We start from the raw sequence: 21682 nt of genomic DNA on the forward strand, positions 1-21682 counted from the left end.
TCAGAGCGGAATCGTCAGACGGATGACAGTACCCCACCCAGGGCCGGATTCAACCAGGCATTGGCCATGCATCTGCTTGGCGCGTGATTTCATGCTCGCCATGCCGTGGCCTCTGTCCAACCTTCCATCCAGTTCGGACGGAATGCCCTGGCCGTTGTCCTGGATGGTCAGGATGAAATCGCCGTCCTGTACCGCGCTGGAAATCGTCGCATGGGTGGCGCCGCTGTGTTTGATGATGTTGGACACCGACTCGCGCAGGATGCGCGTCGTCTGCACGTAGGAGCGGGCCTGGAAGGTGTGCTCGATGTCCTCGGCCGGCGACTTCCATTCGGCCAGGATATTGGCCTGGCCCAGGCGTGAAACGACCTCCGCGCGCCAGTCACCCAGGGCGTCGATGAGATGCACCGGCTTGCCGGTCAGGCCGCGCACCGACAGGCGCATCTCCTCCAGTGCCTCGCGCGCCAGCGTGGAGATACGGTCGGACTCGCTGGTGTGCACGATGGTCAGCAGCTTGGCGCCGAGATCGTCGTGCAGATCGGCGGCGATGCGCTTGCGTTCGCGCTCGGTGACCTGCTCGAGCTTTTGCTCGGCGAGCTGGGCGTGGCTGCGCTCGACCTCGGCGATGCGCTCGGACATGCGCTGCTCGATGGCTGCGATGCGCTTCTCGGCGTCCAGTCGCGCATGGGCGACGCTGTTCACCAGTTGCAGTCCCAGGCCCAGCATCAGCACCGGCAGCATCAGGTTCAGCCAGGGCGCGGCGGATGACCACAGCGGTTCACTGGCAGCGGCCAGCAACCGCTCGGCGACCAGGGCAGCCATGGTCGGCAACAGCAGGGCGGCCATCAGCACGAACTCCCGCGACAGGGCCTCGTCGGCGCTCGTCTTCAGGCGCTCGCGGCGCAGCCACAGCGCCCAACCCATGGCGGCCACCAGCTCCAGGCTCAACACCGCCTGCCAGACCGAGCCGAGGATGCCGACCTGGCCACCCGCGAGCAGCAGGCTGGCCGGCACAACGAGGCATTGGATCAACAGCGCATGGTCGATCCAGCTGCGTTTCCAGTTCATCTGCCGCAGCAGGTATTGAACGCCGCACAGCACGAGCAGGGTCAGCAGCAGCGGCCGCAAGCCCGCGGCGCTGGGGGCGGCGGCGGCGCGCAGCACGACCCAGCTCAGCATCATGCCGATGAGAAAACTCGCCGGCCGTTCGCGGTGGTGCAGGCTGGAGACGAGGCCGATGACGGTCGCCATCAGGGCCAGCATGGCAGCAAGCCAGCCGCGCAAGGTGGCCGTCCAGTCCGGCCCGGCGAAGCCTTGAGCCTGCGCTACGGCCGGGCAGAGCAGGGCGGCTGAAAGCAGCAAAAAAAGAGGCAGGCGCCGAGCCCTGGAGGCCCTCGGCGCAATCGGTGACGTCATGGAGCGGCATTGTGCGTGAGCGCCTGTTCTGCGCAGGCCGGGAATGCACCAGCGGCCAGCCTCTTTGCACGGAGCCGGCGACAATCCCCGTCCACTTCTTTTCAGCCCCATCGTGATCCTGCGCTTCACCCTTGAACCGGTCGACAACACGCGCCTGGCCCGCGTCTGTGGCAGCTTGGACACCCACCTGCGTGAGATCGAGGCGGCCATCGGCGTGAAGATCTCGCGCCGCGACGCCGAGTTCCGCGTCGACGGGCCCAAGACAGCTGCCGAGCGCGCCAGGACCCTGCTCGAAGGACTTTACGAGCGCGCCAGGCGGCCGCTGTCAGCCGAAACGCTGCAATTGGCCCTCGTCGAGGCCAAGGCGCCAGATCCTGTTTCGGCCGCTAGCCCGGGCGACGGCGATGCGCTGGTGCTGCGTACCCGCCGCGCCGACCTGTCGGCCCGCACACCGCGCCAGCACCAGTACCTGCAGCAGATCCTGTCGCACGACATCACTTTCGGCCTCGGCCCGGCGGGCACCGGCAAGACTTTCCTGGCCGTGGCGTGTGCGGTGGACGCGTTGGAGCGCTCGACGGTGCAGCGGATCATCCTGACCCGGCCCGCCGTCGAGGCCGGGGAGCGCCTGGGCTTCCTGCCCGGCGACCTGACGCAAAAGGTCGACCCCTATCTGCGCCCCCTGTACGACGCCCTCTACGACCTGCTGGGCTTCGATCGGGTGACCAAGGCCTTCGAGAAGGGCCAGCTCGAGGTCGCGCCGCTGGCCTTCATGCGCGGGCGCACGCTCAACCACGCCTTCGTCATCCTCGACGAGGCGCAGAACACGACGCCCGAGCAGATGAAGATGTTCCTGACCCGCATCGGCTTCGGCAGCCGCTGCGTCGTCACCGGCGACACCAGCCAGATCGATCTGCCGCGGGGAACGCAATCCGGCCTCATCGACGCCGAGCATGTGCTGGCCCGGGTCAAGGGCATTGCGATGACGCGCTTCACCAGCGCCGACGTCGTTCGCCACCCGCTGGTGGCGCGCATCGTCGAGGCCTACGAAGCGCGCGCCAAGCGCGAAGCACGCGACCTATGAAACCAGAGCTGAGCCTGTCCCTGCAATTTGCCGACCCGCGCCACCGCGCGCTGCTGCCGCGCCACAAGGTGCAGCGATTCATCCGCGCGGCGCTGGAGCTGCCGGGCGAGATCGCCGTGCGCATCGTCGACGCCGAGGAAGGGCAGGCACTGAACCGCGAGTACCGTGGCAAGGACTACGCCACCAATGTGCTGACCTTCGACTACGCTCACGAGCCCGTCGTCGGCGCCGACCTGGTCATCTGCGCCGAGGTCGTCGAACGTGAGGCGGCCGAGATGGGCGTCCCGCTGCTCGACCACTACGCCCACATGCTCGTGCACGGCACCCTGCATGCCCAGGGCTATGACCACGAGGCCGACGACGAGGCCGAGGCGATGGAAACGCGCGAGGCGGAAATCCTGATCGGCCTGGGCTTCTCCGACCCCTACCGACGCGGCTGAGGCTGCTACCCCTTCTAGGGGTATTTCGCTGTGGAAACCGGCGGCGGTGGCGAGTATTTTTGTACTTCGCCTGTCATCGGAGGCTCCCATGCTGAAGTCGATCCGCGCCCTTGCGACCGCCGCCGCGCTGATTTGCGCAGGAAGCGCGGGCGCCGTGTCGATTGCCGGCGTCGACATCCCGCTGGGCCAGATCTTCGCGGTCACCCAGACCTACCAGAACGTGCCACTGGCCGTCGGCGACACGCTGAGCGGCTACGGCAAGATCGATTCCATCAACTCTGCGGCGGTCTCCGGCCTGTGCTCGGGCTGCGAGCTGACGTATGTCTTCGGCGGCTACGCGGTCTCGTCGATCAGCGCCAGCGAAGTGCGCTTCAGCGGTGGCTGGCTCAAGGTCTATGCCGGCTTTGGCGCCAACAACGACTTCACGACCGGCAACGCCGGGGGTTCGGCGGGTGACCTGGCCGAAGCGTCCAATGGCACGCTCTTCCTGTCCCTCATGGGCCATGCCGTCGACGCCGCAGGCAACACCTTTATCGCCACCGGCCTGGGCATCGGCACGGCCAGCCCGACCGGCTTCAGCACGGGCCTGCTGGATGTGGACACGGCGGCCGGCGGCGCGGCCAACGCCTACTTCAACAGCAATGGCGTGGCGGCCCTGTTCGGTGGCGGTGCGGCCGATGCGCAGCTCGGTTCTTCCTTCTCCGCCCTGGCGCCGCTGTATCCGTCCGAGTGCCCCGGCGGTTCGGCCTGCCTGCGCGGAAGTTCCAGCGTTCTTGCAACGGTGGCAGCCGTGCCCGAGCCCGAGACGGCCGCATTGCTGCTCGGCGGCCTGGGCGTCATCCTGACGGTGGCGCGCCGCCGCCTGCGCTGAGGTCGACCTACCGGCTGCTGCTCAGGTAGCGCTTGCGACGGAACAGGAACCAAAGCCCGAGCGCCACGGCCAGCATCAGCAGGGCGGCATCCCAGAAACCGTTGGCGTTCTTGATCAACGGCATCCATTCGAAATTCATGCCGAAGATGCCGGTGATCAGGTTCAGCGGCAGGAAGATGGCCGTCAGCACCGTCAGCGTGCGCATGATGCTGTTGGTGCGATGCCCCAGGGCGCTGAAGTGCATCTGCACGGCCGACTCGGCCGAGGACTCCAGCCGGCGCACATGGGTCAGCACCCGCTCCACATGCTCCAGCACGTCGCGTGAGCGCACCCGCAGCAGCTCGCGTTCGCGCGTCACCTGCGGGTCGCCGTCGACCGGCCATTCGTCCAGCGCGTCTATCCACTCCTGGATAGCGGCGCGCTGGTCTTCGCAGGTGTCCTCCAGCCGGTGCAGGGCATCGCGGCTCTCCAGCAGCAGCGGCCAGTCATCGAACTCGCTGCTCTGGTCCAGCAGCACGCGCTGCAGCGTGCCGAGCTGGCGGGTCAGCAGGCGCCGCAGCTCCAGATAGCTGTCCACCATGTGGTTGACCATGCGCAGCATCAGGTCGGCCGGGCTGGCTGGCAGGCGGGCGCCGCCACGCGCATCGCGCTTCTCGCGGCCTTCGGTCAGGCGGTCGAGCTTCTGGGCGAAGAACTCGCGCACCTGGCAGTCGGTCGGGTGCACAGTGATCAGCACGCGGTCGAAAACGGCGAAGCCGACCGGACTGGTGTCGATGGCCCGCAGCGCGCGCTGGGCCGAGGCCAGCGTGCCGTGCTCGTCATCGACGAAGAGATCCTGGCTGCCCGGCGCCGCGGCGAGGCGCCGGAAAACCAGCATGTCGTACCAGGACGTGTAGTCGAAATGCGAGGGCAACTGGTTGTTGATCAGATCTGACACATGCAGGTCGACGATATTGCCGCAGCCCCATCGCGCCAGTGCCTGCTGCACGGCCGGCTCGCCCACTTCGAACTCGCGCCGGCCATAGCCCACCCACAGGAAGCCACGCTCCGGCAGCGCTTCGGGCAGGGCCGCAAGCTCGCGAAAACTGTCGGTCTCGATGTGGAAGACCCGCACCGGCTCAACCCGCTTTCAGCAGCCGCGCGGCGTCCAGCGCGAAGTAGCTCAGCACGCCGTCGGCGCCCGCGCGCTTGAAGGCCAGCAGCGACTCCATCATGACGGCGTCATGGTCCAGCCAGCCATTGGCCGCGGCGGCCTTGACCATCGCGTATTCGCCGCTGACCTGGTAGGCAAAGGTCGGCACGCGGAACTCGTCCTTCACGCGGCGCACGATGTCCAGGTAAGGCATGCCGGGCTTGACCATCACCATGTCGGCGCCCTCGGCCAGGTCCAGGGCCACCTCGCGCAGGGCTTCGTCGCTGTTGCCGGGGTCCATCTGATACGTCTTTTTGTCAGCCTTGCCGAGGTTGGCAGCCGATCCCACCGCGTCGCGGAAGGGGCCATAGAAGCTGCTCGCGTATTTGGCGCTGTAAGCCATGATGCGCGTGTGAATGTGGCCTGCGGCTTCCAGCGCCTGGCGGATGGCGCCGATGCGGCCGTCCATCATGTCACTGGGCGCAACGATATCGACGCCGGCATCTGCCTGTACCAGGGCCTGTTTGGCAAGGATCTCGACGGTCGGGTCGTTGAGGATGTAGCCGGTCTCGTCGATGACACCGTCCTGGCCATGGCTGGTGAAAGGGTCCAGAGCCACGTCGGTCAGCACGCCGAGTTGCGGGAAATGTTTTTTTACCTCGCGCACCGCGCGCGGCACCAGGCCATTCGGATTCAGCGCTTCGGCGCCGTCGGGCGTCTTCAGCGCGGCGTCGATGACGGGGAAAAGGGCGATGACGGGCACGCCCAGTTCGACGCACTGCTCGGCCGTGCGCAGCAGGTGGTCCAGGCTCTGGCGCGACACGCCGGGCATGGAAGCCACGGCGTCCAGACGGTTCTCGCCCTCATGGATGAAGACGGGGAGGATGAGGTCGCTGGCACTCAGCGCATGTTCACGCACGAGGGCGCGCGTGAAGGCGTCGCGACGCAGGCGCCGCGGGCGCGCCGCAGGGAAGGCGGAGGGAGAAAAAACGTAGCGGGCCAAGTCGAATCCTCAGGCTGCGGGGGGTGCGGCCCGGCGCGTGATGGTTGACACATCCAGACGTCATTTATTCCTGACGTCACCGCTCAAGCGCGCTAAACTTGTTTTTGAATGATAGCCGCAAGGTGGTCGTTCCCTGCTTTTCCTCCCTGAGCAGGAGCCTTAGCGTGATGACAGCGATAAGGCTTTCTCGGCCCCGGTCTTGAACCGGGGCTTTTTTTTGGTGTTCACCGGACTGTTGTGTCGTGGAGCGACCCAACCCGCACCTTCGTGCGGTGTGCCTGCGGCCCATGTCCGACTCTCCCCCAAGCCCGTCCGCGCTGCGGCCGTGCTTGACGCCGGTGCTGCCCATAATGGCTGCATGCTCTGGGTCAAAGCCTTTCACATCGTCTTCGTCGCCGCCTGGTTTGCCGGCCTTTTCTATTTGCCGCGCATCTTTGTGAACCTGGCCATGGTGCCGGCCGACAGCCATGCCGAACGTGAGCGCCTGCTTTTGATGGCGCACAAGCTGCACCGCTTCAGCAGCATCCTGATGGGCGTGGCCCTGCTGCTCGGCATCTGGGTGCTGGTGGGCTGGGGCGCCAGCCGCTTCGCCGGCAGCTATTGGCTGCACGTCAAGATGCTGCTGGTCGTCGGCGTCATCGGCTATCACCACATGAACCGACGCCTGCTGCGCAGCTTCGAGACGCTGTCCAACAAGCGCAGCCACCGCTGGTTCCGCGTCTACAACGAGACGGCCGTGCTGCTCTTCGCGGCCATCGTCGTGCTGGTGACCGTCAAGCCCTTCTGAGGTCGGAAGTGCGTCGCCGTCAAAGCTCCGCCACCTGGCTGTTGTTGGCCCATATGGGGCTGGTCACCTATGCCAGCCTCTACCCCTTCTGGCCCTGGCGCTGGCCGCCCGGCATGGGCCTGCCCTGGTTGTTCAGCCTGCCCTGGCCGGCCCGCTTCTGGGCCTTCGACGTCGAGGCCAACCTGATTGGCTACATCCCCCTGGGCCTGCTCGGTTTTGCTGCGGCGATGCGCTCGGGCTGGGGGGTGCGCGGCGGGCTGCTGCTCGGCCTGCTGCCCGGGCCGGCGCTTTCGTTTGCGATGGAGACCCTGCAGTTCTTCGTGCCGGGCCGCGTGCCCTCCCTGTCTGACTGGGTCCTGAACTCGGCCGGCAGCCTGCTCGGTGCCGCCCTGGGCCTGGTGCTCAGCGCCCTCGGGGGCCTGGAGCGCTGGGAGGACGTGCGCGACCACTGGTTTGGCGCCAGCAGCGCACCGGCCCTCGCTCTGCTGGCGCTGTGGCCGCTGGCACTGCTGTACCCGACGCCGCTGCCTTTCGGCCTTGGTCAATGGCTGCCCTGGTGGCGGGGAATGTTGCTGGATGCCCTGACCGGCACGCCCTGGGCGCTGAACTGGGGCGACGCGGTCACCGTCGAGCATGAGCTGCCGCCTGGCCTGGAGGCGCTGGCCATCGCCCTCGGGCTGCTAGCGCCGGTGCTGTTGATGATCACCGTCGCTCGCTCCGGCCTGCGCCGGCTGGCGCTGGCCGGGGGGGCGGTGCTGCTGGGCCTGCTGGGCACGGCGACGTCAACCGCGATGGCCTTCGGGCCCGACCATGCATGGGCCTGGCTCAGCGATGCCACACGCCCCGGCGTGGGCCTGGGCGTCGTGCTGGCCTTGGTGGCCTGCTTGCTGCCCTCGCGTGTCGCGGCGGCCCTGGGCCTGTTCGTGCTGTGCGCCTTGATCGGCCTCATCAGCTTGGCGCCCAGCGACCCCTACTTGGCCTTGAACATGCAGGCCTGGGAGCAGGGCCGCTTCATCAACCTCTATGGGCTGACGCGCTGGGTGGCCTGGACCTGGCCGTTCATCGCCCTCGTCTGGCTCGCCGCCCGGCTGGTGCAAAAGCCCCAGTGAGACAATCCGCGGCGATGAGTTACTACGAGCGCCACGTCTTCTTCTGCCTGAACCAGCGCACCAATGGCGAGGCCAGTTGCGCTGACCATGACGCGCAAGGCGGCTTCGACCACTGCAAGTCGCGCGTCAAGCAACTCGGCCTGGCCGGCAAGGGTGGCGTGCGCGTCAACAAGGCCGGTTGCCTGGACCGCTGCGCCGGCGGCCCGGTGGCTGTCGTCTACCCGGAAGCCATCTGGTACTCCTGGGTCGACAAGAGCGACCTGGACGAGATCGTTGAGCGCCATTTGCGCGACGGCCAGGTGGTCGAGCGCCTGGTGCTGCCGGATTCCGTCGGCCGATGAATTCGCAGACCGAGAAGCGCCTCGTCCCCGGCCCGGCCGGGCAGATTGAAGTTGCCATCGACCTGCCGCCTGGTTCCAATTCAGGCACGCCGCCGCTGGGCACGGCCCTGATCTGCCATCCCAACCCGACCCAGGGCGGGACCATGGACAACAAGGTCGTGCAGACACTGGCGCGGGCTTTCATTCAACTCGGCTGGCGGGCCGTGCGCTTCAACTTCCGTGGCATCGGCCAATCGGCAGGTGGCTGGGACGAAGGCCGTGGCGAAGTTGATGACGCGCTGGCCGTGCTCGACGCTGTTCGCGCGCCCGGCGAGGCATTGATCCTGTCTGGCTTCTCCTTTGGCGGCTACGTGGCCTCCCGCGCTGCCCAACGCCTGGCCGAACCGGCCCGGCGCCTCGTCCTCGTCGGCCCGGCGACCAGTCGTTTTGACACCGCCCCGGTGCCTGCCGACACCGTGGTCATCCATGGCGAGGTCGACGACGTTGTGCCGCTCGCCGCCGTGCTCGACTGGGCGCGGCCGCAAAGCCTTCCCGTGACCGTCGTCCCCGGCGTGGGCCATTTCTTCCACGGGCAGTTGCCGCTGCTCAAGTCCCTTGTGGTGCGCGCGTTCGATCCCACGAAGATCTAGTCGCTGCGTCTGAACAGATCCATGAAACGACTGCTTGCTTTCCTCCTCGCCGCGCTCTCGCTGACTGCCCTGGCCCAGGCCCCCCAGCCACCGGAACTCGCGGCGCGCAACTATGTGCTGATCGACCTGACCACGCACAAGACCCTGGCCGAGCGTGATGCCGACGCGGTTCAGGATCCGGCCTCGTTGACCAAGCTGATGACCGCCTATGTCGTCTTCGGCGCCTTGCGCGACAAGAAGCTGACGCTGGAGCAGACGCTGCCCGTGTCCAAGCGCGCCTGGGATGAACGCAAGGGTGATCCTTCGCTGATGTTCATCGACACGACGATGACGCCAAAGGTCGACGAGCTGCTGCACGGCCTCATCATCCAGAGCGGCAACGACGCCGCCGTGGCCCTGGCCGAAGGCGCCGCCGGCTCGGTCGAGAACTTCGTGCAGCTGATGAACCGCCAGGCCCAGGCCTGGGGCCTGAAGAACACCGAGTTCAAGAACGTGACCGGCACGTCCGAGCCCGGCCACAAGAGCAGTGCGCGCGACATCGCGGTGGTGGCTTCACACATCATCACGGACTTCCCCGAGTACTACATCTACTACTCGCAGCGCGACTACACCTTCAACAAGATCCGCCAGGACAACCGCAACCTGCTGCTGCGTCGCGACCCGACGGTGGATGGCATGAAGACCGGTTTCACCGAGGCCGCCGGCTACTGCCTGGTGTCCAGCGCCAACCGCGATTTCCCCAACGGCAAGCGCCGCCTGTTGTCCGTTGTCATGGGCACGGCGTCAAAGGAAGCTCGCGCCAGCGAGAGCCAGAAGCTGCTGAACTGGGGCTACACGGCCTTCGATGCGGTCAAGATCTTTGACGCCGGCAAGGCGATTGCGACCGTGCCGGTCTGGAAGGGCGAGGCCAAGGAAGCCAGGCTCGGTGCGGCTGACGCCATCTTCGTCGCCGTGCCGCATGGCGACGGCACCAAGCTGCAAACCCAGGTCGAGCGCACCGACCCCCTGGTGGCGCCGCTCAGCAAGGGCCAGCGCGTCGGCACCCTGCGCGTGACGACGACGGCCGGCGCGCCGGTGGCCGAGGTGCCGCTGATCGTGCAGGAAGCCGTGCCCGGCTCCGGCCTGCTCGGTCGTGCCTGGGATTCGCTGCGCCTGTGGATCAAGTGAGGTCATGATGAACCTGCCGCCCGACATTCCGCCCGAGCAATCGCTCATCGAATACCCCTCGCAGTTTCCGATCAAGGTCATGGGCGCCCATGTCGAGGGCTTCGTCGAGGCCATCGCCCATGTGGCGCGACAGTTCGACCCGGCCTTTGATGCCGCCACCATCGAGCAGCGCCCGAGCAAGGGCGGCAACTACCTCGGCCTGACCATCACCATCACGGCCACCAGCCGCGAGCAGCTCGACGAGATCTACCGCACGCTGACCACGCATCCCATGGTCAAGGTCGTGCTCTGATCAGGTCGCCGCGTCGCCGGCCTGCATGGCCTTGATCTTGGCCTTGGCCGCGTCATCGCCGTTCTTGGCGGCGATGTCGTACCAATAGCGCGCCAGGCGCGCGTCGGCCTCGACGCCCGACCCCGTCTCGAACATCGACGCGACGATGTATTGGGCGCCGACGTCGCCTGCCTTGGCCGCTTCCAGATACCAGCGGTGGGCCTGGGCCAGGTCCTGGGACCGGCCGCGGCCGAGGTAGTAGCAGGTGGCGGTGGCGAGGGCACCGTCGCCGTTGCCCTGTTGCGCGGCGCGCTCAAACCAGCCGCAGGCGGCCTTCGCGTCGGGCTTGCCGTGGCGGCCCTGCTCGATCATTTCGCCCAGCGCGTTCTCGGCCAGTGCCAGCTTCTGCGCCGCCGCACGCTGCAGCCACTGCCAGGCCTTCGCGTCGCTGGCGCCGGGCAGCTCCTTGCGCAGATTCATCATCGCGAGGTTGAACTGGCCGAGCGCCTCGCCGCGCCGGGCGGACTCGGCAAAGCCCTGGGCCGCGGCCTTGAGGTCGCCCTCGTCGTAGGCGGTCAGCGCGTCGGGCAGTGAGGCGGCCCGGGCCAGGGTGGCGGCGAGCAGCAGGGCAACGGCAATCAGTGGCGTCTTCATCGGGTCGAGTCGGCTCAGGTGGGCGAAGGCTTACAGCGTCTGCCTATGATGCCCGCATGATCGTCAAGACCCTCGGGCGGGTCGATTACCTGCCCACGCTGGAGGCCATGCGCGCCTTCACGGCGGCGCGCGATGCAGACACGCCGGACGAGCTCTGGCTCTGCGAGCACCCGCCCACCTTCACCCAGGGCCTGGCCGGCAAGCCCGAGCACCTGCTGCTGCCCGGCGACATTCCCGTCGTCGCCACCGAACGCGGCGGCCAGGTGACGTATCACGGCCCCGGCCAGGTGACGGCTTACCCCCTCGTGGACCTGCGACGCCTGGGTATCTTCGTCAAGGAATACGTTTTCCGCCTCGAGACGGCCCTCATCCAGACCTTGGACAGCTATGGCGTGACCGGCCTGCGCATCGGCGGCGCGCCGGGCATCTATGTGCGCCCGGCCGACCCCGGCAGCCATGCGGTCTTGGCCGGCCCGACCGATCCGGCGGACGCCTTCAAGGGCCTGGCCAAGATCGCCGCCCTGGGCATCAAGGTCAGCCGCCACTGCACCTATCACGGCCTTGCGCTCAATGTTGCGATGGACCTGGAACCCTTCCTGCGCATCAACCCGTGCGGATACGAAGGCCTGGAAACCACATCCCTCGATAAAATCGGGGTTTTCACCGACTGGCCGACCGCGGCCGGGCGGCTCGCCGAGCGGCTCTCGGCACAATTTGAAGTCTCGACGCCTTGACCATGTCCGACACGACCACCTACGACCCGACGATCAAGCAAAAGGCCGAGGCCAAGACCTCGCGCATTCCGATCAAGATCGTGCCGGCCGAGGTGCTGAAGAAGCCAGACTGGATCCGCGTCAAGGCCGGCTCGCCGACCACCCGCTTCTACGAGATCAAGCAGATCCTTCGTGAGCACAAGCTGCACACGGTCTGCGAGGAAGCCAGCTGCCCCAATATCGGCGAATGCTTCGGCAAGGGCACGGCCACCTTCATGATCATGGGTGACAAGTGCACGCGCCGCTGCCCGTTCTGCGACGTCGGCCACGGCCGGCCCGACCCGCTGGACGTCGACGAGCCGCTGAACCTGGCCAAGACGATTGCGGCGCTGAAGCTCAAGTACGTCGTCATCACCAGCGTCGACCGCGACGACCTGAAGGACGGCGGCGCCGGCCATTTCGCCGAATGCATCACTAAGACGCGCGAGCTGTCGCCGACGACCCAGATCGAAGTGCTGGTGCCCGACTTCCGCGGCCGCGCCGATCGCGCGCTGAATATCCTGAAGGCCGCGCCGCCGGATGTGATGAACCACAACCTGGAAACCGCGCCGCGCCTGTACAAGGAAGCGCGCCCGGGTTCCGACTACCAGTTCAGCCTCGACCTGCTCAAGCGCTTCAAGCAGGAAGTGCCGGGCGTGCCGACCAAGAGCGGCATCATGGTCGGCCTGGGCGAGACGGACGACGAGATCCGCCAGGTCATGCGCGACATGCGGGCGCACGACATCGACATGATCACCATCGGCCAGTACCTGGCGCCATCGGGCCATCACCTGCCGGTGCGCCGCTATGTGACGCCCGACGCCTTCAAGCAGTTCGAGAAGGAAGCCTACGAGCTGGGCTTCACGCACGCGGCCGTCGGCGCCATGGTGCGCTCCAGCTACCACGCGGACGAGCAGGCCCACGCGGCGCTGAACCCGACCGCGGCCTGATCAGGAGCGCCCGGGGCGGGGCTGGGGCGCCATTGGCGGCACTTCTGGCGCCTCGTTCAGGCGCAGGAACTTGAAGCCCGCCAGCTGCGCCTTGTTCTGCCCCGCCTGGCGCGCATCGCGTTCGGCCATGCGGGCGATGAAGCCCTGCAGCGTCTCCTCGCGCACCTGCGGCTCGGCTGAATGCAGCAGGCGACGGGAGCCATCCGCGCCGGTGACGATGAGGCCGACATGCGATGCCCAGGACTCGCCGCCGCGGCTGGAGATGACGTTGACGAAATCGCCGTCCTGCAACTGGGCCTCGACGGCGGCCACGTCCTGCTTGGCAACGTAGACATCGTCGAAGTTCTGCACCGGGAGGTCGCGGCGGATCTTGAACTGCTTGAGCAGGAAGGCCTGACGGTCGATGCGCTGGTGGTAGGGCTGGGTCGGCGCGCCCAGGGTGGCGGTGACGTCCTGCACCAACCAGCGGTTGGCGACATTCCAGTCGGCTTCGGTGTAGTGGTTGCGCGTGGCGGTGCCGATGACCCCGTCGCGGTAGCGAATGCGCTGCAGCATCCAGAAGAACTCTTCCCAGGATGCGCTCAATGCCATCGCGTAGGTATGTTCCACGAAGACGACGCAGTCGCTTTTGCTCAGGTCGAACAGCGGCTGGGCGTCGTAGGTCTCGTAGGGGAACTCGCCCAGCAGGAAGAGCTCATAAGGCTGGCCGATGTTCTTGCGTGCCAGCGCGGCGATGCGCTGGCGCAGGGCCGGCTGGTCCTGCTGTTGCCAGGCCAGGTAGCGGCCCAGCTCGCGCGGCTGCATCTGGTAGAGCGGCTTGTTGAGCAGGCCGGCCAGTTCGGTGGCGTCCAGGCTGGCGCGGCGAGCGGCATCCAGCTGTGTGGCCGTGGGCTCGATGCGGGGTGGCGACGGTGGCGGCGGGGGCTGGTGGGCGCAGCCAGCCAGCAGCAGGGATATGGCGAGGGCGGCAAGCGTCTTTTGCATCGCCGCAGTGTCAGTCCAGCGGCGCCTCGGTGGTCATGAGAGCTTGTGGGACGTCCATAACGTCAGGATTCGCCGGCCTGGGCGCGCAGCGCCTCGATGAGGAGGCGCGTCTTGCGAGGTGGCTGCTGGGCGGCCGGATAGAGGGCGTGGATGCCGCCTTCGGGCAGATGCCAGCCCGGCAGCAGGCGCACGAGGCGGCCGGCGGCGAGGTCGTCGGCAACGAGATAGTCCGGCAGCATGGCCATGCCGCCACCCGCCAATGCCGCGCTGCGCAGGGCTGAGGCGGTGTTGAAGGACAGCACGGACTGCAAGCGCACCGCCTGTTCGGCCTCGCCGTCGGCGTTGAAGCGGCATTGCAGCGGCTGGGGCAGCACGGTCAGCGCAATCAGCGGCAGGGCTGCCAGCTCGCCCGGATGAGCCGGTGCGGCGCGTCCCTCGAGCAGGCTCGGGCTGGCAACGACGTAGGCGCTGAAGGACCGGATGCGCGTCGCGCGCAGCTCGGAGTCGGCCAGTTGGCCGATGCGGATGGCCACGTCGATCTGCTCGGCCACAAGGTCCAGCGGCCGGTCGACAGCCAGCACATCGATCTGCAGGTGCGGGTGGCGCTGCGTCAGTGCGACGGCGACGGGCGCCAGCACGCGCTCGGCATAGTCCACCGGCGCCGTCACGCGCAGCCGGCCACGTGGCTCGGCCGTGTTTCCGGCGGCAGCGGCGATGGCCCGCTCGGTGTCGGCCACGATCTGGCGCGCAGCATCGAAAAAGCCCTCACCCGCCTCGGTCATGCGCAGGGAGCGTGTGGTGCGCAACAGCAGGCTGGCGCCGACCTCGCGCTCCAGGCGCTGCATGTGGGCGCTGACCATGGTCGTCGCGATACCGAGCCGGCGGGCGGCTGCGCTCAGCGAGCCGGTTTCGACGACGGCGACGAAGACGGCCAGGCGGTTGAGGTTGACGTTGGCGAGGGCGTTGATGGCTATCTTCCACTCAAAGTGCAAGGTGTTTGCAGGATAGCGCGGCTACCGGGCGGTCTGCCCGGAAAGCACACTGGAGCCATCCCAGAGGAGATCGCCATGAATCACCCCATCTTCCATCGCAACATCCAAATCGACGGATTGAACATCTTCTACCGTGAGGCCGGCCCGGTGGATGCGCCGACGTTGCTGCTGCTGCACGGCTTCCCGTCATCGTCGCGCCAGTACGTGAAGCTGATGGAGCTGCTGGCGGATCGCTACCACCTCATCGCGCCCGACTATCCGGGTTTCGGCCTCAGCGACGCGCCGCCGGCCGCCGAGTTTGGCTACAGCTTCGACCGCCTGGCCGATGTCGTCGAGGGGTTCTGCGAGGCGCTGGGCCTGGACCGCTTCGTCGCCTACCTGTTCGACTTCGGCGCGCCCATCGGCCTGCGCGTTGCCGAGCGCCATCCGGAATGGATTGCCGGTCTCGTCATCCAGAACGGCAATGCCTATGAGGAGGGATTGAGCGCGATGGCACGTGACATGGTTGCGCTGCAGCCCGGCCGGCCGGGTGCTGTAGAGGCCGTCATGGGCATCCTGACGGCCGAGGTCACGCGCATGCAATACGAGGGCGGCACCCGCGAGCCGGCGCGTATCGCCCCCGAGGGCTGGCTGCTGGACCAGCATTTCCTGGACCTGCCCGGCCGCAAGGCCATCCAGGTGGACCTGGCGCTGGACTACCACCGCAACGTGGCGCGCTACCCGGCTTGGCAGGCCTGGCTGCGCGAACATCGGCCGCCGGCGCTGATCGTCTGGGGTCGCAACGACGCCTTCTTCCCGGCGGCGGGCGCCGAGGCCTATCTGCGCGACCTGCCCGAGGCCGAGCTGCATCTGCTCGATACCGGCCACTTCGCGCTGGAAGAGGAGGTGGACTTCATCGCGGCGCGCATGGCCGCATTCGTCGACGGGCTCAGGCTTCGCTGAGCAGCTGCTCAATGAGGCCGTGCAGGGCGGCGAAGTCGGGTTCGCCGACAAAGCGCTTGACGATCTCGCCGCGCTTGTTGATGAGGAAGGTGGTCGGCGTCATCTGCACCGAGCCAAAGGCCTGGGCGACGCTGCCGGTGTTGTCGATGGCCACGCCAAAGGGCAGCTTGCGCGTCTCGGCGTACTTGGCGACGAAGGCCGGTGGGTCGTAGCTCATGGCCACGGCGACAGTGTCCAGGCCGCGGGCCTTGAACTTGTCGTGGGTGGCGACGATCTGCGGCATCTCCTTCACGCAGGTCGCGCAGCTGGTGGCCCAGAAGTTGACCAGCATGACCTTGCCGTTCCAGTCGCGCGAGCTGGCCTTCTGGCCGTCCAGCAGCACATAGTCGACAGCGGGCGCCTGCTCGCGGGCACAGCCCGTCAGCACGGCGGCGCAGATCAGGGCAGAGGCAAGGGCACGGCGGGTCAGCATGCCCGGATTCTAGAGAAGCCGCTAAACCCTTTTGGCCAGCTCGAACATCAGCAGCGAAGGCAGGGCGTCGGGCAGGTGGCGGCGCGAGATGCGGGCCACGCCGTCGCCGGTGGCGGTTGAGAGTTGGGTGCGGTGCTCGCCGTCGAACATCTCGACGAAGGCGAAATCCGGCGCGTCACGCATGACGCCGGCGATCAGCTGCAGCAGCGGCTCGCTCATCTGCGCCGCGTCGAACAGCATGGCGTGGGGCAGGCCCTCGCGGCAGAACTGCTCGGCCTCGGCCACGCTGCCGACCACATCCACCAGCATGCCCATATGGCGCACGGCGGCCTGGGCCTCGGTGCGCATGTCGCGGTGGGTCGACACGATCAGCAACTGGCAGCCCGCCAGCGGCCGCGAATTGCCGCCCATGCGTTCGGCCTCGGCTTCCAACCGGGCATTGGTGCTGTCCGGCGGCGGCGCTTCGTCCGGCGCGAGCTGGTTGAACTCCAGCGTCAGCAGCGTGATGCCGGCCTCCTGCTCGCGCAGTGGCAGCACACCCAGCGTGATGGCCGTTTGCTCCAGCAGCCGCCAGGCCAGCGAGTCCAGCCCGGGCGTCGGTGCGTGCGGGTCGGCGTCGTCGCTGAGCAATTCCAGCGAGCGGTGGGCGAAGCGGCAGCTCAGGCGCGCCTTGACCGGCCAGGGCGTCAGATCCAGTCGCAGGTCGACGGAGGAGTGCGTATTGGCCAGCGCCCAGTCCATCAGCGCGTTCAGCAGACCGAAGAGCAGAGCGCCATCGGCCCAGATCTCGACAGGCTTGAGCGACTGGCGAACCTGCACGCCGCGCGCCTGGGTCTCGCGGCTGCGCTGGGCGAGCACGCTGCGCAGCATCTGCGTCAGGTGCTGGCGCTCGCGGTTCAGGCGCAGGCGGCCGGAGGCCAGCCGGGAGAGCTGCTGGCCCAGCATGCCGGCCGTGCGAGCGTCGTCCACGCTGCGCTTCAACAGGCGCAGGCCGCGGCGGTCGATCTGGCCGGTGGTGGCGAGGTTCTGGATCTGCTCCAGCGCCGCGCTCAGCGGCCCGGCGATCTCGGCGCCCAGCTGCTGGACGATGTCCGCCCACTGGACCGGTGAAGGCTCAGGCATGACATCGTTGGCGGCACTTGCTGGCGCGGAAGAAGGCGGTGTGGACATGACCCGGTGGCTGCGGACCCGAGGCGGATGGTTCTAGGTGGTTGGCCCGCCTCGGTGCGTGAGCGCATGCTGCGGACAGCGCGCCGCCATCTCCATCCCCCACCCAGGGGGAAACCCTGGGTTTGGGGGTGGGTTAGCCCTCACGCAATGACACCACTGTTGCGCCAGTTTGTGATTTCTTCCGCAGAACAGCCGGCTTCTTGCAGCAACTCGTCGCTGTGCTGGCCGAGCAGCGGCGGCGCGAACCGATAGGCCACGGGTGTGGCCGACAGCTTCATTGGGCTGGCAATGAGGCGCAGATCGGGCGTCAAGGGATGGGGCATGGCAACCACGGCACCGCGAGCTTGCGCTTGCGGGTCGGCGAGCGCCTCACCAATAGAGTTGATCGAGCCACAGGGCACCTTGGCAGCCTCCAGCGCCGCGAGCCAGTCGGCGCGAGGGCGCTGCCGCATGGCTTCCTCCAACTGAGGCACGAGGAGGGCGCGGTGGCGCACGCGCTCGGAGTTGGTCGCAAAGCGTGGGTCGGTGGCCCATCCCGGCTGGCCGGCGATGTCGCAGAACTTGGCGAATTGGCGGTCGTTGCCGACAGCCAGGATCAGATAGCCGTCGCTGGCCTCGAAGACCTGATAGGGCACGATGTTCTGGTGGGCGTTGCCCATGCGGCCCGGCGCCTTGCCGCTGCACAGGTAGTTGCTGCCGAGGTTGGCCAGCATGGCGAGCTGGGTGTCCAGCAGGGCCATGTCGATGACCTGGCCCTGGCCGGTGGCATCGCGGTGGCGCAGCGCGGCCAGGATGGCGACGGTGGCATACATGCCGGTGAACAGGTCGGCCACGGCCACGCCCACCTTCTGCGGCCCGCCGCCGGGCAGGTCGTCGCGCTCGCCGGTCACGCTCATCAGCCCGCCCATGCCCTGGACGGCGTAGTCATAACCGGCGCGCTCGGCATAGGGGCCGGTCTGGCCGAAGCCGGTGATGGAGCAGATGACGAGGCCGGGGTGCTCGGCGAGCAGGGTTTGCGCGTCCAGGCCATAGCGAGCCAGGTCGCCGACCTTGAAGTTCTCCACCAGCACATCGACCTGGGCCGCCAGCTTGCGGACGATGGCCTGACCTTCGGGCGTGGCCAGATCCACGGCCAGCGAGCGCTTGTTGCGGTTGGCGCCGAGGAAGTAGGCGGCCTCGGACGTGTCCTGGCCGTCGGCATCCTTCAGATAGGGCGGGCCCCAGGCACGTGTGTCGTCGCCACTGCCGGGGCGTTCGATCTTGATGACGTCGGCGCCGAGGTCGGCCAGGGTCTGCGTGCACCAGGGGCCGGCCAACACGCGTGACAGGTCCAGTACGCGCACGCCGGACAGCGCCTGAGGGGCTTGGGGAGAGGGCATTTCTTGCATTGCGGAATTGTCCTCGGGCCGCTGTCGATAATTCGCCCATGCCCTGCCGCACGACTGCCGGATTTGCCCTAATGCTGAGCTTGCTGGCGGCTTGCCAGCCGACGCTGAACTGGCGCGAGGTCAGGCCGACCGGATCGGGCGCCGTGGCCCTCTTCCCTTGCAAGCCCGACATCGAGCAGCGCCCCGCTCACGCCGGCCAGGGTGCGATGGGCCTGGCCCAGTGCGAAGCGGGCGGCGGGCGCTTCGCGCTGTCCTGGGCTGATGGGCCCGACCCGACCCAGGCCGGCCCAGCCCTCAAGGCCATGCCCCAGGCCTTGGCCACCAAGCTCGGCCAGCCGCTGCCGCCGGCCCAGCCGCTGCTGGTGCCGGGCATGACGCCGCTGCCGGAGGCTGCCGAGTACCGCCTGACCGGTGCGGGCGGGATCACTCGCGTGGCCGTGTTCGCTCACGGTGGCCGTGTCTACCAGGCGCTGATGACGCTGCCGCAGGACGACCCGGCCGCGTGGGAAAGCTTCCGTGCCGGGCTGGCCATGGAGACCGCCCGCTAACATCCTGCCCCATGCCCAACCTGCTTGTGATCGCCCACGCACCGCTGGCCTCCGCCCTGCGGCAGGTGGCCGAACACACCTTCCCCGACTGTGCGCCGACGCTGACCGTGCTGGATGTTGATGCTGGCATGAGCGCGGACGACGTCGAGACAGCTGCCCGCGCGCTGATGGCCCGGGCCGACCAGCCCGAGTGGTTGGTGCTGACCGATGTGTTCGGCGCCACGCCGAGCAACGGTGCTCAGCGCCTGGCGGGAGAGCAGGTGCAGGTGCTCAGCGGTGTCAGCGTGCCCATGCTGTGGCGCACCCTCTGCTATGCCAGCCAGAAGCCTTTGACCGAGCTGGCACGGCGCGCCATGCAGGGCGCGGTCACCGGCATCGTCGCCATGCCTCCCTTGCCCCCCGACGAATGATCAAGTCCACCCTCACCATCAGCAACAAGCTGGGTCTTCACGCGCGCGCGTCGGCCAAGTTAACCAAGTTGGCCGGCAGCTTCAAGTGCGAGGTCTATATGAGCCGCAACGGCCGGCGCGTGAACGCCAAGAGCATCATGGGCGTCATGATGCTGGCCGCCGGCATCGGCGCGACAGTCGAACTGGAGACTGATGGCGAGGACGAACAAGCCGCGCAGGATCAGATCACCGCCCTCGTCAACGACAAGTTCGGCGAAGGTCAGTGATCAGCCGAGGATGCGCTTGAAGCGCGCCGGCAGATCGGCCGTGCGCAGCAGCAGCGGCAGGTCGGCGGTGTTGAAGTCGGGGTCCCAGGCCGGCTCGCCCATCAACTTGGCGCCGCAGCGCAGATAGCCGCGGATCAAGGCCGGCGGTTCCACCACCAGGTCCTGGCGCAGGTGCTCGATGGGCAGCGGCAGGCGCGGGCGCACCCGGCAGTCGATGGGCGCGAGGTGGTTGGCGGCGATCTGCTTCCACAGACTGGCCGCGAAGTGGCCGCCATCGCGCATGCTGACGCTGGCGCAGCCGATGACGGTATCCAGACCGTTGCGGGCCATGAACTCGGCCAGCGCGCCCCACAACGCAATGATGGCGCCGCCGCTGCGGTGGTCGGCATGCACGCAGGAGCGGCCGATCTCGGCGACCCGGGAACGCAGGCCGCGCAGGCGCGTCAGGTCGAACTCGGTGTCGCTGTACAGGCCGCCGGTGCGTTTGGCGGCGGACGGCGTCAGCACGCGGTAGGTGCCGACGACAGGGCCGGGCTCGTCGTCCTCGCCCCCGGCGCGCACCAGGACATGCTCGCAATAGGCGTCGAAGAGGTCGACGTCCAGCCCGGCCGGTGAACCCTTGGGTGTGGGCAGGCGGGCGCCCATCTCGACGGCGAAGACCTGGTAGCGCAGCGCCTGGGCTTCGCGAACTTCCGTTTCGCTGCGTGCCCAGCTGACGCTGAGGCGGGGGGAAGAGGCGCGCGCCGGGCGGTGCAGGGCGGGGGCATGCGGCTGTGCATGCGTGACGATCAAACTGCGGTTCATGCCCGGCATGCTGGGGCGTCGGTTTGACGCTGCGGTGAAGCCCCTATGAAAAAACCATGACGCGGCAGCCCTGTGGCTCAAGCTACATTGGGGATTGATCTGCGGAGGGTGCTGATGAGTTTTCAGGTGTTCGGCATTGCGGTCTCACGTGGTGTGGCCATCGGTCGCGCGGTGCTGATCGCCTCCAGCCGCGTCGACGTCGCCCACTATTTCGTGACGCCCGACGAGGTCCAGCCCGAGATTGGGCGACTGCTGCGCGCACGCGACGCCGTCGTGCTGGAGCTGGAGACGTTGAGGGATGAACTGCCAGGCGACGCGCCCCACGAACTCGCGGCCTTGCTGGACGTGCACCTGATGCTGCTGCACGACGAGGCCCTGACCGGGAGCGCCAGCCAGTGGATCGTCGAGCGGCACTACAACGCGGAATGGGCGCTGTCTGCCCAGCTCGAGGTGCTGGCACGCCAGTTCGACGAGATGGAAGATGACTACCTGCGCGAGCGCAAGGCTGATCTGGAGCAGGTCGTCGAGCGTGTGTTGCGTGCGCTGTCGCAGGAGCGGGGTGACACGCCTGCGCCCGTCACGCCACGCGACTTTGCGGGCGAGGACCCGCTGCTGCTGGTGGCCGCCGACATTGCTCCGGCCGACATGATCCAGTTCAAGCGCAGCGTCTTCCGCGGCTTCATCACCGACATTGGCGGCAAGACCTCCCACACCGCCATCGTCGCGCGCAGCATGGATATCCCGGCGGTGGTGGGCACCCGTGAGGCCTCGCGCCTCATCAGGCAGGATGACTGGGTCATCATCGATGGCGACGCGGGCACGGTCATCGTCAATCCTTCGCCCATCGTCCTGGAGGAGTACCGCTTCCGCCAGCGCCAGAGTGAGCTGGAGCGCGCGCGGCTGGGCCGCCTGCGCCACACGCCGGCCGTCACGCTGGATGGCGAGCACATCGAATTGCACGCCAACATCGAGATGCCTGCCGACGCGGAGGCGGCGGTGGAATCGGGGGCCACCGGCGTCGGGCTGTTCCGCAGCGAGTTCCTGTTCATGAACCGTGAGGGCGAACTGCCCAGCGAGGAAGAACAGTTCGCCGCCTACAAGGCTGC

General features: G+C 67.8%; 26 protein-coding genes (1 of these 26 only partly in view). 16 read left to right on the forward strand and 10 right to left on the reverse strand.

Annotated elements, in window-relative coordinates:
- The gene (locus ACXJLH_RS26810) at positions 1-1359 is read right to left on the reverse strand and encodes a sensor histidine kinase (protein ID WP_056194359.1); all 1359 of its coding nucleotides are present in this window, start codon (positions 1357-1359) and stop codon (positions 1-3) included.
- Positions 1360-1525: 166 nt separating this feature from the next.
- Between ACXJLH_RS26810 and ACXJLH_RS26815 the strand changes: the two genes are divergently transcribed.
- The 3 genes from ACXJLH_RS26815 to ACXJLH_RS26825 all read left to right on the forward strand — a co-directional run bounded on the left by ACXJLH_RS26815 (position 1526) and on the right by ACXJLH_RS26825 (position 3805).
- Positions 1526-2494 carry a PhoH family protein gene (locus tag ACXJLH_RS26815; protein WP_056194356.1) on the forward strand — a complete coding sequence of 323 codons (969 nt, stop codon included), beginning with the start codon at positions 1526-1528 and terminating at the stop codon, positions 2492-2494.
- Positions 2491-2934, forward strand: coding sequence for an rRNA maturation RNase YbeY (ybeY, locus tag ACXJLH_RS26820; RefSeq protein WP_056194354.1), 444 nt, complete (start codon positions 2491-2493; stop codon positions 2932-2934). The genes ACXJLH_RS26815 and ybeY overlap by 4 nt, the downstream gene beginning before the upstream one ends.
- Before the next feature lie 88 nt (positions 2935-3022).
- Positions 3023-3805: a PEP-CTERM sorting domain-containing protein gene (locus ACXJLH_RS26825; RefSeq protein ID WP_056194351.1), complete on the forward strand. Its 783-nt coding sequence runs from the start codon at positions 3023-3025 to the stop codon at positions 3803-3805.
- Between the two features lie 7 nt (positions 3806-3812).
- On the opposite strand, the gene ACXJLH_RS26830 is transcribed toward ACXJLH_RS26825, so the two are convergent.
- Both ACXJLH_RS26830 and hemB read right to left on the reverse strand, forming a co-directional pair.
- Positions 3813-4919, reverse strand: a complete 1107-nt coding sequence (locus tag ACXJLH_RS26830; RefSeq protein ID WP_056194347.1) for a magnesium transporter CorA family protein — start codon at positions 4917-4919, stop codon at positions 3813-3815.
- A gap of 4 nt (positions 4920-4923) precedes the next feature.
- Positions 4924-5940, reverse strand: a complete 1017-nt coding sequence (gene hemB, locus ACXJLH_RS26835; protein ID WP_457356198.1) for a porphobilinogen synthase — start codon at positions 5938-5940, stop codon at positions 4924-4926.
- A gap of 358 nt (positions 5941-6298) precedes the next feature.
- On the opposite strand from hemB, the gene ACXJLH_RS26840 reads away from it, so the two are divergent.
- From ACXJLH_RS26840 to ACXJLH_RS26865, 6 genes are read left to right on the forward strand one after another with little or no spacing between them, the layout of a single operon-like run.
- A complete protein-coding gene (locus ACXJLH_RS26840; RefSeq protein ID WP_056194341.1) occupies positions 6299-6727 on the forward strand; it encodes a CopD family protein in 429 nt (142 codons plus the stop codon).
- 8 nt (positions 6728-6735) lie between these two features.
- Complete coding sequence (locus tag ACXJLH_RS26845) at positions 6736-7836, forward strand: VanZ family protein (protein WP_457356199.1); 1101 nt, start codon at positions 6736-6738, stop codon at positions 7834-7836.
- A 14-nt stretch (positions 7837-7850) separates the two neighbouring features.
- Positions 7851-8177, forward strand: coding sequence for a (2Fe-2S) ferredoxin domain-containing protein (locus ACXJLH_RS26850; RefSeq protein WP_056194333.1), 327 nt, complete (start codon positions 7851-7853; stop codon positions 8175-8177).
- Complete coding sequence (locus ACXJLH_RS26855; RefSeq protein ID WP_457391367.1) at positions 8174-8806, forward strand: alpha/beta hydrolase; 633 nt, start codon at positions 8174-8176, stop codon at positions 8804-8806. Before ACXJLH_RS26850 ends, ACXJLH_RS26855 begins: the two co-directional genes overlap by 4 nt.
- Positions 8807-8827: 21 nt before the next feature.
- Positions 8828-9973: a D-alanyl-D-alanine carboxypeptidase family protein gene (locus ACXJLH_RS26860; protein WP_457447408.1), complete on the forward strand. Its 1146-nt coding sequence runs from the start codon at positions 8828-8830 to the stop codon at positions 9971-9973.
- Positions 9974-9980: 7 nt separating this feature from the next.
- A complete protein-coding gene (locus ACXJLH_RS26865) occupies positions 9981-10265 on the forward strand; it encodes a DUF493 family protein (RefSeq protein WP_056194323.1) in 285 nt (94 codons plus the stop codon).
- On the opposite strand, the gene ACXJLH_RS26870 is transcribed toward ACXJLH_RS26865, so the two are convergent.
- On the reverse strand, positions 10266-10898 hold the full coding sequence (locus ACXJLH_RS26870) for a tetratricopeptide repeat protein (RefSeq protein ID WP_457447410.1): 633 nt from the start codon (positions 10896-10898) through the stop codon (positions 10266-10268).
- A 56-nt stretch (positions 10899-10954) separates the two neighbouring features.
- Here ACXJLH_RS26870 and lipB point away from each other — a divergent pair, with 56 nt between their 5' ends.
- A complete protein-coding gene (gene lipB / locus ACXJLH_RS26875) occupies positions 10955-11632 on the forward strand; it encodes a lipoyl(octanoyl) transferase LipB (RefSeq protein ID WP_457447412.1) in 678 nt (225 codons plus the stop codon).
- A 2-nt stretch (positions 11633-11634) separates the two neighbouring features.
- Positions 11635-12600 (forward strand): lipoyl synthase, encoded by a 966-nt coding sequence (lipA, locus tag ACXJLH_RS26880; protein ID WP_457447414.1) that lies wholly within the window; start codon positions 11635-11637, stop codon positions 12598-12600.
- Here lipA and ACXJLH_RS26885 read toward each other — a convergent pair whose 3' ends face one another.
- Positions 12601-13584 carry an N-acetylmuramoyl-L-alanine amidase-like domain-containing protein gene (locus ACXJLH_RS26885; RefSeq protein WP_457447416.1) on the reverse strand — a complete coding sequence of 328 codons (984 nt, stop codon included), beginning with the start codon at positions 13582-13584 and terminating at the stop codon, positions 12601-12603. It lies immediately after the preceding gene.
- Positions 13585-13646: 62 nt separating this feature from the next.
- Entirely contained in the window at positions 13647-14552 is a 906-nt protein-coding gene (locus ACXJLH_RS26890) for a LysR family transcriptional regulator (RefSeq protein ID WP_457447472.1), read from the reverse strand.
- A 99-nt stretch (positions 14553-14651) separates the two neighbouring features.
- Here ACXJLH_RS26890 and ACXJLH_RS26895 point away from each other — a divergent pair, with 99 nt between their 5' ends.
- Positions 14652-15518, forward strand: coding sequence for an alpha/beta fold hydrolase (locus ACXJLH_RS26895; RefSeq protein WP_457447418.1), 867 nt, complete (start codon positions 14652-14654; stop codon positions 15516-15518).
- Here the strand turns inward: ACXJLH_RS26895 and ACXJLH_RS26900 are convergent.
- From ACXJLH_RS26900 to ACXJLH_RS26910, 3 genes are all read right to left on the reverse strand, one after another.
- A complete protein-coding gene (locus ACXJLH_RS26900) occupies positions 15505-15990 on the reverse strand; it encodes a TlpA family protein disulfide reductase (protein ID WP_457447419.1) in 486 nt (161 codons plus the stop codon). The two genes, ACXJLH_RS26895 and ACXJLH_RS26900, sit on opposite strands and share 14 nt — an antisense overlap.
- Before the next feature lie 21 nt (positions 15991-16011).
- On the reverse strand, positions 16012-17112 hold the full coding sequence (locus ACXJLH_RS26905; RefSeq protein WP_457447421.1) for a hypothetical protein: 1101 nt from the start codon (positions 17110-17112) through the stop codon (positions 16012-16014).
- Positions 17113-17300: 188 nt separating this feature from the next.
- On the reverse strand, positions 17301-18539 hold the full coding sequence (locus tag ACXJLH_RS26910; RefSeq protein ID WP_457356208.1) for a CaiB/BaiF CoA transferase family protein: 1239 nt from the start codon (positions 18537-18539) through the stop codon (positions 17301-17303).
- An 80-nt stretch (positions 18540-18619) separates the two neighbouring features.
- Here ACXJLH_RS26910 and ACXJLH_RS26915 point away from each other — a divergent pair, with 80 nt between their 5' ends.
- The 3 genes from ACXJLH_RS26915 to ACXJLH_RS26925 are packed head-to-tail and all read left to right on the forward strand — an operon-like array spanning position 18620 to position 19772.
- A complete protein-coding gene (locus ACXJLH_RS26915; protein WP_056194302.1) occupies positions 18620-19096 on the forward strand; it encodes a hypothetical protein in 477 nt (158 codons plus the stop codon).
- A gap of 11 nt (positions 19097-19107) precedes the next feature.
- Positions 19108-19506 (forward strand): PTS sugar transporter subunit IIA, encoded by a 399-nt coding sequence (locus tag ACXJLH_RS26920; protein ID WP_157281251.1) that lies wholly within the window; start codon positions 19108-19110, stop codon positions 19504-19506.
- Entirely contained in the window at positions 19503-19772 is a 270-nt protein-coding gene (locus ACXJLH_RS26925) for an HPr family phosphocarrier protein (RefSeq protein WP_056194300.1), read from the forward strand. Before ACXJLH_RS26920 ends, ACXJLH_RS26925 begins: the two co-directional genes overlap by 4 nt.
- On the opposite strand, the gene ACXJLH_RS26930 is transcribed toward ACXJLH_RS26925, so the two are convergent.
- Positions 19773-20576 carry a GNAT family N-acetyltransferase gene (locus ACXJLH_RS26930; protein ID WP_457447423.1) on the reverse strand — a complete coding sequence of 268 codons (804 nt, stop codon included), beginning with the start codon at positions 20574-20576 and terminating at the stop codon, positions 19773-19775.
- Between the two features lie 114 nt (positions 20577-20690).
- Between ACXJLH_RS26930 and ptsP the strand changes: the two genes are divergently transcribed.
- On the forward strand, positions 20691-21682 hold the 5' portion of the coding sequence (gene ptsP, locus ACXJLH_RS26935) for a phosphoenolpyruvate--protein phosphotransferase (RefSeq protein ID WP_056194294.1). The gene runs 784 nt beyond the window's last position; only the first 992 of its 1776 coding nucleotides appear in the window; the start codon lies at positions 20691-20693; its stop codon lies off the right edge, out of view.

Source organism: Roseateles sp. P5_E4 (assembly GCF_054049255.1).